This window comes from Streptomyces sp. PA03-1a (assembly GCF_033792805.1).
Lineage (GTDB): Bacteria > Actinomycetota > Actinomycetes > Streptomycetales > Streptomycetaceae > Actinacidiphila.
The window spans coordinates 1-11,777 of record NZ_JARAVO010000078.1; the positions used below are offsets into that span (position 1 = coordinate 1).

Below are 11,777 nucleotides of genomic sequence, written 5' to 3' on the forward strand. Positions count from 1 at the left end.
GGCATAGGGACCGTCTTCCCCACCACGCGCCCCACACGCCCGCCCCGCCACGGGAGGCCACCCCTTCGGCGGACGCGGGACCGGGACGGCACGGCCTGATCACGAGCAACCGAACCGACTTGGCACGGGTGTTCGGGGCCTGCCAGGATCTCACTCCTCAGGGAGGGATCTTTGACCAAATCCATACGCGCCCGCGCCACCGCGCTCGCGCTCGCAACGACCGCCGCGGGCCTCGCGCTGCCGGTCGGCGCCGCCCACGCGGCGACCACCTGCTCCACCGGGGTGTGGCTCGCGTCGTACTACGCGAACACCACGTTCAAGGGCACCCCGAAGAAGACCGCCTGCGACACCTCGATCAACGAGAACTACGGCACCGGCGATCCCGCCGGCGTCACCCTGCCGAAGGACAACTTCGGCGTCCGCTGGAGCCTGACCCGCGACTTCGGCTCCGGCGGCCCCTTCACGTTCACCGCCGCCGCCCGCGACGGCATCCGCGTCTACGTCGACGGCACCCGCAAGATCGACCTCTGGAAGGACGTCTCCACCACCCGGAGCAAGACGCTCAACCTCACCGTCCCCAAGGGCAGGCACACCCTCCGCGTCGACTTCGCCGCCTTCAAGGGCAGCGCCAACGTCAAGTTCACGTACGCGCCGCGCACGTCGGCGTCGGTGGACAAGACGAAGCCGCTGGCACCCACCGGCCTCAAGGCCCCGGCCAGCGGCCACGCTTTCACGCTCGCATGGACCAGGAACGCCGAGATGGACCTGGCCGGTTACCGGGTCTACCGGCGCACCGGCACCGGCGCCTGGGCACGGATCGGCGGCAGCGCGCTCGTGACCACGCCGTCCTACCGCGACCTGCCGGCCGCCACGGGGGCGAAGTACTCCTACGCGGTCACCTCGGTCGACAAGGCGGGCAACGCCTCCGCGATGTCGGCCGCGGTCACCGTCACGTCGATCGACGAACAGGCCCCGGCCACGCCGACCGGCCTGAAGGCCGCGGTGACCGCCGACGGCAGGGGCTACGCGCTCACCTGGAGCCCGAACGCGGACACGTCGGCGTACCAGGTGTACCGGGGCACGTCGGCGGCCGGCCCGTGGGCGCTCCTCGACACCGTTGCCGCCCCGTCGTACACGGACACCAAGGTCGCCACCAGGACGCAGTACTTCTACACGGTCATCGCGATGGACGCCGCCACGAACCTCTCCGGCAGGTCGGCGGCCGCGAGTGCGGCCCCGCTGGCGATCCGGCCGGACGCGCCCCGCGACGTGGCAGCGGTCTCCTCCGAGAGCATCATCGGCATCAAGGTGACCTGGAGCCTGCCCAGGGAGCAGGCCGTCGGGTCGTACACGGTGTACCGCTCGACCACCTCGCCGGTGGACCCGTCCACCGCGACCGCCCTGGACTGCGCCATCAGCGGGGAGGGCGAACTCGGCGGGGACACCGCCCGGTTCAGCTGCACCGACAAGGAATCCCTGCGGCGCGGCGTGACGTACCACTACGCCGTCACCCAGACCGCCGACGGGCTCGAGTCACCCCTCTCCGGCGAGGCCGCTGTCACCCTCCCCGGCGACGAGGAGCCCCCGGCCAAGGTCGCCGGCCTGACCGTCGTGCCGACCGAGTACGGGGTGCGCCTGCACTGGGACCCCAACACCGAGCCGGACCTGGCCCGTTACGCGGTCTACCGCGGTGAGCTGTACGAGGACGAGGAGGAGCGGGCCTGCTACGACGTCCACGTGGTCGAGTGGCTGAGCCCGGGCACCACCGAGTACCTCGCCGAGCGGCTGCCCGACGGCGAGAAGGGCTGCTACTTCGTCGACGCCCAGGACATCTCGGGCAACTCCTTCTTCCTCCTGGACCACGACGCCAATGTGGTGGAGTTCACGGAGCTCGACCTCACCCCGTCCATGGAGACCCCCGAGGGCTCCCCGGTCCGCTTGACAGCCGCCGGCGTCGGCGACGGCGTGCGGCTGGGATGGGAGGACGTGGCCGACGCCGTCGGTTACCTCGTCTACCGCTGGGACCGCGACACCGGCCGCTACGAGAGCCTCACCTCGGAGCCGGTCACCGCCACCGCCTGGACCGACACCACCGCCGCCCGCGGCACCACCCACTTCTACTGGGTGCGCGCCGTGTACGCGGACGGAACGGAGTCGCTGCCCGGCGGGGGCTACGCGATCCGGACGCCATGAGGTCCTAGGACAAGCGGAAAAGGGCGGGCCTTGCGATTATCGCAAGGCCCGCCCTACTCTGTAGACATGGATCCGTTCGTCATCGAACGCGTACGCACCGTGATGGACGCGGCGGCGATGACCCAGGCCGCCTTCGCCCGGTCGGTCGGGCTCACGCCCGACAAGCTGTCGAAGTCGCTGAGCGGGGTCCGCCGTTTCACCTCGCTCGACCTGGCGCTGATCGCGGAGGCGGGCGGCACGAGCGTGGACTGGCTGCTGACCGGCAACGAGCCGCTGCGCCCCGCGCTCGCGGCCCGTACGCGGGGCGACACCACCGCCGACCCGGTGGGGGCGCAGGAGGTCGCGGCGCGGTTCGCCGACGCCTTCGAGGTGCTGGAGCTGCTGGGCCGCACAAAGGAGTTGCCCGCCGTGCCCGAGGTCGACCCGGCGCCGGAGCGGTACGCGGCGCAGGGCGAGCGGCTGGCGGCCGAGGTGCTGGAGCTGCTGCCGGCCGCGGGGACGGACACGGACGAGCTGATCGCGGCGATGGAGGACCGCTTCGGGGTGGACGTCGCCATCACCGGGCTTCCCCAGGGTGTGGACGGCCTGGCGTGGCAGGCCGGCTCCTTCCGCCTCGTCCTCCTCGCGCCCACCGACCTGTGGACGCGGCAGCGCTTCACCCTGGCCCACGAGCTCTGCCACATCCTCGCCCGGGACGCGCGGAGCGTGGTCGTGGAGTCCCGGGTCGCCCCCGGCCGGCAGAAGGACCTGGCCGAGGTCAGGGCCAACGTCTTCGCGTCGCATCTGCTGATGCCCACACGGGAGTTGACGCAGGCCGCGACGGCGGAGGGCGGGCTCTCGGACGCCGGCTTCGAGCGGCTCGTCGTGCGCTTCCGGGTGTCGCCGAGCGCGCTGGCGGCCAGGCTGCACCAGCTGGGACTCATCGACGTGGCACGCCGCAAACAGCTGCGCGCCCTCACCACCGAGGCCTGCCACCTGCTCGCGGGCGCCGGCGACGACTACCAGAAGCAGGCCTCGCGGGCCTCGGCGGAGCGCTTCCCGCCCCGTGTCGCCTCGGAGTTGTACAAGGCCTACCTGGCGGGGGAGACGACCCTGCGTCCGCTGGCCGCGCTGCTGGGCACCGACGTGGAACGGCTGCACGACCTCCTCGCGCCCGAACCGCCCCCGGGCAACGGCATCGAGCAACAGGACGCGGAAGAAGGGGATCCGGTCTTCCAGCCATGACCACGTGGTGGTTCCCCGACAACACCGTCCTGTGCAACTTCGCGGCCGTCGACCGGCTGCTCCTGCTGGAGAAGGTGCTGGACGGCCGCGGCCGCTGGACCCAGGCCGTGGCCTGGGAAGCGGGCCGTTCCGCGCGGTTCCTGCCGCGGCTGGCCGGACTGGCGGAGGCCGGGTGGCTCGGCGAGCCCGTGGAGATCAGCGACGGCGCCGAACTGCGGGAGGTCGACCGGCTGCGCCGGGCGGTCTTCGGCGGCTCGTCCCACCTGCCGACCAAGCACCTCGGCGAGGCCGAGACGTGCGTGCTGATCACCCGACGCCGTGAGTTCCGGGGCTCGGTCTGGATCACCGACGACCGCTCGGCCCGCGACTTCGCGCGCCGGCGGGGCATCACCACCAAGGAGACCTTCGACCTCGTACGGGAGGCGTGCGCCGGGGGGCTCGTCCCCGCCGCGGAGGGCCACCGACTGCTGGAGGCGATGGTCGCCTCGGGGCGCCATCTGCACCGCGTCTCGCGCGGCCCCGCGGACCTACTGGCCTAGGCCGTGTCGTCACGTGAGCGGCGGCCGGTCACTCCGGCCGCTTGGGCCGCCACACCACCAGCGCGGAGGTCTGCTGGACGTCCTGGTAGGGCACCAGGTCACGCCGGTACGAGGCGTGGACGGCGGCCTCACGCTGCTGCATGGCGGCCGCCGCGCCCTCCAGGGCCGCGGAGAGCTCGGCGACCCGCGACTGCAGGGCCGCCACCTGGTTCTCCAGTTCGATGATGCGCTTGATCCCGGCCAGGTTGATGCCCTCGTCCTGGGAGAGGCGCTGGACCTCGCGCAGGAGTTCGATGTCACGAGCCGAATAGCGGCGGCCTCGCCCGGCCGTACGGTCGGGCGAGACCAGGCCGAGGCGGTCGTACTGGCGCAGGGTCTGCGGGTGCAGCCCGGAGAGCTGGGCCGCCACCGAGATGACGTAGACGGGGGACTCGTCGGTCAGCTCGTACGGGTTGCGGCCCCGACCGCCACGCATGCCGCCGCTCGTGTTCATCGGCTCAGACTCCCTTCGCGGCATCGAACAGCTCTGCCCGCGGGTCGTCGTCCGCGGTCGCCTCCCGGTAGGCCTCCAGGGCGTCCAGCGCCTTGCCCTCGGTGGTCGCCGGGACCGCGACCTCGATCGTGACCAGCAGGTCCCCGCGGGTGCCGTCCTTGCGGACCGCGCCCTTGCCGCGGGCCCGCAGCGTACGCCCGTTGGGCGTGCCGGGGGGCAGCTTGAGGGTCACGGCGGGACCGCCGAGCGTCGGCACCTTGATCTCCCCGCCCAGCGCCGCCTCCACGAAGGTGACGGGCACGGTGACGGTGAGGTTGTCGCCCTTGCGTCCGAACACCGGGTGCGCGTCGACGTGCACGGTGACGTACAGGTCGCCGCCCGGGCCGCCGCGCTCGCCCGGCGCGCCCTTGCCGCGCAGCCGGATGCGCTGCCCGTCGATGACACCCGCCGGGATGCGCACCTGCATGGTGCGCGCCGAACGGGCCCGGCCGCTGCCGCTGCAGACCTCGCAGGGGTCCTGCGCGATCAGGCCGCGGCCCTTGCAGTCCGTGCACGGGTCGGTGAGCGAGAAGCTGCCGCTGCCGCCGCGCGAGACCTGGCCGGTGCCGACGCAGGTGGGGCACACCCGGGGCGTGCCGTTCTTGTCGCCGGTGCCGGAGCAGGCCTTGCAGGGGGCCTGGCTGGTCATCTTCAGCGGCACGGTGGCGCCGTCCACCGCCTCGGTGAACTTCAGCGTCACCTCGGTCTCGATGTCCTGGCCGCGCCGCGGCTGCGTACGGGTCGTACCGGCGCCGCGGTTGAACAGACCGCCGAACACGTCCCCGAGGCCGCCGCCGAAACCGCCACCCTGGGTGGTGGTGCCGCCGGGGCCGCCGCCGAAGAGGTCACCGAGGTCGAAGCCGAACCCGCCCGGGCCGGCCGGGCCGGTGCGGAAGCCGCCGTTGCCGAAGAGGGCGCGGCCCTCGTCGTACTCCTTGCGGCGCTTGGGGTCCGACAGGACGTCGTTGGCCTCGGAGATCTCCTTGAAGCGCTCCTCGGCCTTGGCGTCGCCCTTGTTGGCGTCCGGGTGGAACTCGCGGGCGAGCTTCCGGTACGCCTTCTTGATCTCCGCCTCGGTGGCGTCCTTCGGGACGCCGAGGACCTTGTAGAGATCCTTCTCGAACAAGTCCCTGCTGATGCTCATCCCCGGCGTCCCTCCTTCCGTGCGCTACCCACGTCAGCCCTGTTCGGGGCCACCGTTCTCCTCGTCCGCCGTGTCGTCGTTCTTCTGCGTGCCCTGCGAGCCCGGCTGGGGCTCGGCGACGGCCACCCGCGCGGGGCGGATGGTGCGTTCACCGATGCGATACCCGGGCTGCAGGATCTGCACGCAGGTCGTCTGCGTGACGTCCGGCGAGTAACTGTGCATCAGGGCCTCGTGCACCAGCGGGTCGAAGGGCTCGCCCTCCTTGCCGAACTGCTGCAGCCCCATCTTGGCGACGACCGTCTCCAGGGACTCGCCGACCGACTTGAACCCGCCGACCAGCTCCTTGTGGTCCCGGGCGCGGCCGATGTCGTCGAGCACCGGGAGCAGCTCGGTCAGCAGGTTCGCGATCGCGATCTCGCGGACCGCGATCCGGTCCCGCTCCACCCGGCGGCGGTAGTTCTGGTACTCCGCCTGGAGCCGCTGGAGGTCCGCCGTGCGCTCACCGAGCGCCGTGCGCACCTGGTCCAGCTGCGCCTGCAGAGCGACGTTGGCGTTCGCGTCCCCGGCCGGGGCCGCCGGGCCCGCCTGGTCGGCGGACCCGGCGCCGGGCCCCGCCTCGCCGGGGGAGTCCCCCGGCGAGGTGGAACCGGCCTCGGCAGAGGGGACGTCAGGCTCCTGCTCGAAGCCCGGGGTCTCCTCCGTCACGCGGCACCGTCCTTCTTGTCCTCGTCGACGATCTCTGCGTCGACGACGTCGTCGTCGGCCTGGGGCTGGGCACCGCCCGCCGCACCGGCCGCGCCGCCCTCGGCCTGGGCGTTGGCGTACAGCGCCTGGCCCAGCTTCTGCGAGGTGGCGGCGACCTTCTCGGTCGCCTCGCGGATGGCGGCGGAGTCCTCGCCCTTCAGCTTCTCCTTCAGGTCCGCGACGGCGGCCTCGACCTCGGTCTTGACGTCACCGGGGACCTTGTCCTCGTTGTCCTTGAGGAACTTCTCGGTCTGGTAGACCAGCTGCTCGGCCTGGTTGCGGGTCTCGGCGGACTCGCGGCGCTTGTGGTCCTCCTCCGCGTACTGCTCGGCCTCGCGCATCATGCGGTCGATGTCGTCCTTCGGCAGCGCGGAGCCACCGGTGACGGTCATGCGCTGCTCCTTGCCGGTACCGAGGTCCTTGGCGGAGACGTGCATGATGCCGTTGGCGTCGATGTCGAAGGCGACCTCGATCTGCGGGATGCCGCGCGGGGCCGGCGGCAGACCGGTCAGCTCGAACATGCCGAGCTTCTTGTTGTACGCCGCGATCTCGCGCTCGCCCTGGTAGACCTGGATCTGCACCGACGGCTGGTTGTCCTCGGCCGTGGTGAAGATCTCCGAGCGCTTGGTCGGGATCGTGGTGTTGCGCTCGATCAGCTTGGTCATGATGCCGCCCTTGGTCTCGATGCCGAGGGACAGCGGGGTGACGTCGAGGAGCAGGACGTCCTTGACCTCGCCCTTGAGGACACCGGCCTGGAGGGCGGCGCCGATGGCGACGACCTCGTCCGGGTTGACACCCTTGTTGGCGTCCTGACCGCCGGTCAGCTCCTTGACGAGCTCGGCGACGGCGGGCATACGGGTCGAGCCGCCGACGAGGACGACGTGGTCGATCTCGGAGAGCTGGATGCCCGCGTCCTTGATCACGTTGTGGAACGGGATCTTGCAGCGCTCCAGCAGGTCCTGGGACAGCTGCTGGAACTGGGCGCGGGTGAGCTTCTCGTCCAGGTGCAGCGGGCCCTCGGCGGAGGCCGTGATGTAGGGCAGGTTGATCGAGGTCTCGGTGGACGAGGACAGCTCGATCTTCGCCTTCTCGGCGGCCTCGCGCAGACGCTGCAGCGCCATCTTGTCCTTGGACAGGTCCACGCCGTGACCCGAGGCGAACTGCTTCACCAGGTAGTCGACGATGCGCTGGTCCCAGTCGTCACCACCGAGGTGGTTGTCGCCGTTGGTGGCCTTCACCTCGACGACGCCGTCGCCGATCTCCAGCAGCGAGACGTCGAAGGTGCCGCCACCGAGGTCGAAGACGAGGATGGTCTGGTCGTCCTTGTCCAGGCCGTACGCCAGGGCGGCGGCCGTGGGCTCGTTGACGATGCGCAGGACGTTCAGGCCCGCGATTTCGCCGGCCTCCTTGGTCGCCTGGCGCTCGGAGTCGTTGAAGTACGCCGGGACCGTGATGACCGCGTCGGTGACCTTCTCGCCGAGGTAGGCCTCCGCGTCCCGCTTCAGCTTCTGCAGGATGAAGGCGCTCATCTGCTGCGGGTTGAAGTCCTTGCCGTCCAGGTTGATCTTCCAGTCGGTGCCCATGTGGCGCTTGACCGACCGGACGGTCCTGTCGACGTTGGTCACGGCCTGGCGCTTGGCGACCTCGCCGACGAGCACCTCGCCGTTCTTGGCGAAGGCGACGACGGACGGCGTGGTCCTGGCACCCTCGGCGTTGGTGATGACGGTGGGCTCGCCGCCTTCGAGAACGCTGACGACGGAGTTAGTCGTGCCCAGGTCGATGCCGACCGCACGTGCCATGGTGGAATCCTCCAGCTGCCTACTTGAGTGGAACTGGCTCAAGGGTGCCTCACAGCTCTCACGCTGTCAACAGACCTGAGTCGTGGCGACTCAACTTATGGGCCAGCCCTCCGCGCACGGACGGCCACGACCAGCGACCGCCGGACCGCCCCGGCGTCAAGGGAAGGCACGCCTCAGCGACACAGATCACCGGCGGCACGGCTGCGCACGTGCGCCGATACTGGGTAGTCTCAGGAGAACCGAATAAGTTACTGCTTAGTAGGCAGCCGGGCGTCAGCCCCGAGCCTCCGCTCTCGCAGGTCCGAGGAGCCCCCTCATGCAACTCGCCGCGATCATCGTGTCGCTGGTACTCGCCGTGGTCGGCGTTGCGCTGTTCAGCCGCGCCATCGCCCAGATCTACCGGTTCGTACGACTGGGCCAGGACGTCCCCGCGGACACCCGTACGGACGACTGGCGCGCACGCACCGTCACGGTGGTCCGGGAGTTCCTCGGCCACACCCGGATGAACCGCTGGGGCGTCGTCGGCGTCGCCCACTGGTTCGTCGCCGTCGGCTTCTTCTCCCTCGTGCTCACCCTGGTGAACGCCTTCGGCCAGCTCTTCCAGGCCGACTGGATGCTGCCGGTCATCGGCCACTGGCTGCCGTACGAGGTGTTCGTCGAGTTCATCGGCCTGATGACCACGCTCGGCATCCTCACGCTCATCGTGATCCGCCAGCTGTCCCGGCCGGGCCGGGCGGGCCGCAAGTCCCGCTTCGCGGGCTCCAACACCGGCCAGGCCTACTTCGTCGAGTCCGTCATCCTCATCATCGGCCTCGCGATCATGACGCTGCGCGGCCTGGAGGGCGCCCTGGCGGAGGTGCACGGCTACGAGGCCGCCTACTTCGCCTCGTACCCGCTGGTCGCGGCCTTCAAGGGGCTGAGCGTCGGCACGCTGCAGAACCTGGTCTACCTGACCGCGATGATCAAGATCGGGACCTCCTTCATCTGGATGATCACGGTCGCCCTCAAGACCGACATGGGCGTCGCCTGGCACCGCTTCCTGGCCTTCCCGAACATCTGGTTCAAGCGGAACGCCGACGGCGCCGTGGCGCTCGGCGCCCTGCTGCCCATGGCCTCCGGCGGCAAGCCGATCGACTTCGAGGACCCGGGCGAGGACGACGTCTTCGGCGTCAGCCAGGTGGAGCAGTTCTCCTGGAAGGGCATCCTCGACTTCTCCACCTGCACCGAGTGCGGCCGCTGCCAGTCGCAGTGCCCCGCCTGGAACACCGGCAAGCCGCTCTCCCCGAAGCTGCTGATCATGTCGCTGCGCGACCACGCGCACGCCAAGGCGCCTTACCTGCTCGCCGGCGGCGGCAAGACCGTGGAGGGCGAGGAGAGGGCCTCCGAGGAGCAGCTCAAGGACGTCCCCGCGCCGGCCCTCGCGGAGGCCGAGCGCCCGCTGATCGGCACCGCCGAGGAGAACGGCGTCATCGACCCGGACGTCCTGTGGTCCTGCACCACCTGCGGCGCCTGCGTCGAGCAGTGCCCGGTGGACATCGAGCACATCGACCACATCGTCGACATGCGCCGCTACCAGGTCATGATCGAGTCCTCGTTCCCGTCCGAGGCGGGCACGATGCTCAAGAACCTGGAGAAGAAGGGCAACCCCTGGGGCCTGCCCAAGAAGCAGCGGCTCGCCTGGGTCAAGGAGGTCGACTTCGAGGTCCCCGTCGTGGGCGAGGACATCGAGGACCTCACCGAGGTGGAGTACCTGTACTGGGTCGGCTGCGCCGGCTCCCTGGAGGACCGCGCCAAGAAGACCACCAAGGCCTTCGCCGAGCTGCTGAACATCGCGGGCGTCAAGTTCGCGATCATGGGCGGCGAGGAGAACTGCACCGGTGACTCCGCCCGCCGCCTGGGCAACGAGTTCCTCTTCCAGCAGCTCGGCGCCGAGAACGTCGCCATGCTGAACATGGCCTTCGGCGAGGACGACGAGGACGAGTCGACCAGGAAGCCGAAGGCGCAGAAGAAGATCGTCGCCACCTGCCCGCACTGCTTCAACACCCTGGCGAACGAGTATCCGCAGCTCGGCGGCGAGTACGAGGTCATCCACCACACCCAGCTGCTGCAGCACCTGGTCGACGAGGGCAAGCTCGTACCCGTCACCCCGGTCGAGGGCATCATCACCTACCACGACCCCTGCTACCTGGGCCGCCACAACAAGGTCTACACGCCGCCGCGCGAGATCATCGCCAAGGTGCCGGGCCTGCGGAACGAGGAGATGCACCGCCACAAGGAGCGCGGCTTCTGCTGCGGCGCCGGCGGCGCCCGCATGTGGATGGAGGAGCGGATCGGCAAGCGCATCAACAACGAGCGCGTGGACGAGGCGCTGTCCCTCAACCCCGACATCGTCTCCACCGCCTGCCCGTTCTGCCTGGTGATGCTCTCCGACTCCGTCAACGGCAGGAAGAACGAGGGCAAGGCCAAGGAGTCGCTGCAGGTCGTCGACGTCTCCCAGCTGCTGCTGGACTCGGTCAGGACCCCGCTCGACCCCGACGGCGAGCAGGAGACGGCGAGCGAGCCGCAGCCGGAGCCCGCGAAGTAGCACGTGGAGCAGGCCGGTCCGCGGACCGGCCTGGGAACGCCGGTGGGCGCGTACGGATCCCGTACGCGCCCACCGGCGTTCTTGCGCTCTTCCCGCTCCCCGACGCCCTCAGCCGCCGATGCCGGACTGCCGCAGCAGCGCGGCGAAGGACGCGGGGTCGAACAGCTTCTGCAGGTCGGCCTGAGACACCGCCGTGCCGTCGATCTTCACGTACGGGGTGCCCGTGGCCCCGCTCTTGACGAAGGCCTCCTCGGAGGCGGTCACGAAGTCCCCGTACGACTGCTTGCGCACCGCCGTGTCGAAGGCCGCACCGCGCAGCCCCTCCACCCGTCCGGCGAGCTCCAGCAGGTACGCGTCGGTGAACCCGTCCACCTGCTCCTGCGGCTGGTTGGCGTAGAGCAGCTCGTGGTAGGTCGCGAAGGCCCCGGTACCCGCCTCGACGGACGCGCGCAGGGCGCCCGCGGCCTTCTTCGAGCCGCTGCCCTTGAGGTTCTCGTCCAGGAACGAGGCCAGGGTGTACTGCAGTTTGACCTCACCGGCCTTCGCCAGCGCCGCCAGCTGCGGCCCGGCGGCCGTCTCGAACGCCTTGCAGATCGGGCAGCGCGGGTCCTCGTAGATGTGGACGGTCTTCGGCGCCGCCGGGTCGCCCACCGTGATCGTCGTCCCGTCCGCCTCCAGACGGGCCGGCAGGGCGGCCAGCACCGCGGGGTCCGGCTTCACCGGCACGCCGCCCACGGCGGACGAGGCGGCGGGGGAGCTCGCCGCGGCCGGCGCGTCCGGCGAACCGGAGTCGGTCGTCAGCAGCCCGCACCCCGTCACCGCGAGGGTCAGCAACCCCGCGCCCACCGCGGCACGCGCTGAGGTGCGCGCGGTCCCGCGCGCGGCATTCCGTACGGCCCTGACAACCATCGGCACTTCCGTCCCTTCGGATCCGTTCCGCCCCGAACGGTAGGGCTTCACCGGGCCGTATGCCCAACCGCGCGACCGGGCCGCCGGCATCCCCCCGCGCGGGTGTCCG

9 protein-coding genes are annotated in these 11,777 nt (G+C 70.7%); 4 read left to right on the forward strand and 5 right to left on the reverse strand.

The features are described 5' to 3' along the window. Positions 1-171: 171 nt before the first annotated feature. The 3 genes from PV341_RS19105 (at position 172) to PV341_RS19115 (ending at position 3,956) form a co-directional block, all read left to right on the forward strand. Positions 172-2,193, forward strand: coding sequence for a PA14 domain-containing protein (locus PV341_RS19105; protein WP_500358486.1), 2,022 nt, complete (start codon positions 172-174; stop codon positions 2,191-2,193). A 66-nt stretch (positions 2,194-2,259) separates the two neighbouring features. Continuing rightward, on the forward strand, positions 2,260-3,417 hold the full coding sequence (locus PV341_RS19110; protein ID WP_500322551.1) for an ImmA/IrrE family metallo-endopeptidase: 1,158 nt from the start codon (positions 2,260-2,262) through the stop codon (positions 3,415-3,417). After that, positions 3,414-3,956, forward strand: coding sequence for a PIN domain-containing protein (locus tag PV341_RS19115; protein ID WP_500322549.1), 543 nt, complete (start codon positions 3,414-3,416; stop codon positions 3,954-3,956). Before PV341_RS19110 ends, PV341_RS19115 begins: the two co-directional genes overlap by 4 nt. A 28-nt stretch (positions 3,957-3,984) precedes the next feature. On the opposite strand, the gene PV341_RS19120 is transcribed toward PV341_RS19115, so the two are convergent. Genes PV341_RS19120 through dnaK form a run of 4 tightly spaced genes read right to left on the reverse strand, consistent with a single transcriptional unit; the run spans position 3,985 to position 8,175 of the window. Beyond that, positions 3,985-4,449, reverse strand: coding sequence for a heat shock protein transcriptional repressor HspR (locus PV341_RS19120; RefSeq protein ID WP_361789985.1), 465 nt, complete (start codon positions 4,447-4,449; stop codon positions 3,985-3,987). Between the two features lie 4 nt (positions 4,450-4,453). After that, complete coding sequence (dnaJ, locus tag PV341_RS19125; protein WP_500322547.1) at positions 4,454-5,632, reverse strand: molecular chaperone DnaJ; 1,179 nt, start codon at positions 5,630-5,632, stop codon at positions 4,454-4,456. Positions 5,633-5,665: 33 nt separating this feature from the next. Next, positions 5,666-6,337 carry a nucleotide exchange factor GrpE gene (gene grpE / locus PV341_RS19130; RefSeq protein ID WP_499512673.1) on the reverse strand — a complete coding sequence of 224 codons (672 nt, stop codon included), beginning with the start codon at positions 6,335-6,337 and terminating at the stop codon, positions 5,666-5,668. Then, complete coding sequence (gene dnaK / locus PV341_RS19135; RefSeq protein WP_500322545.1) at positions 6,334-8,175, reverse strand: molecular chaperone DnaK; 1,842 nt, start codon at positions 8,173-8,175, stop codon at positions 6,334-6,336. Before dnaK ends, grpE begins: the two co-directional genes overlap by 4 nt. Positions 8,176-8,491: 316 nt before the next feature. Between dnaK and PV341_RS19140 the strand changes: the two genes are divergently transcribed. Then, on the forward strand, positions 8,492-10,759 hold the full coding sequence (locus PV341_RS19140) for a (Fe-S)-binding protein (RefSeq protein WP_500358488.1): 2,268 nt from the start codon (positions 8,492-8,494) through the stop codon (positions 10,757-10,759). Between the two features lie 108 nt (positions 10,760-10,867). On the opposite strand, the gene PV341_RS19145 is transcribed toward PV341_RS19140, so the two are convergent. Then, complete coding sequence (locus tag PV341_RS19145) at positions 10,868-11,668, reverse strand: thioredoxin domain-containing protein (protein WP_500358490.1); 801 nt, start codon at positions 11,666-11,668, stop codon at positions 10,868-10,870. Positions 11,669-11,777: the final 109 nt, after the last annotated feature.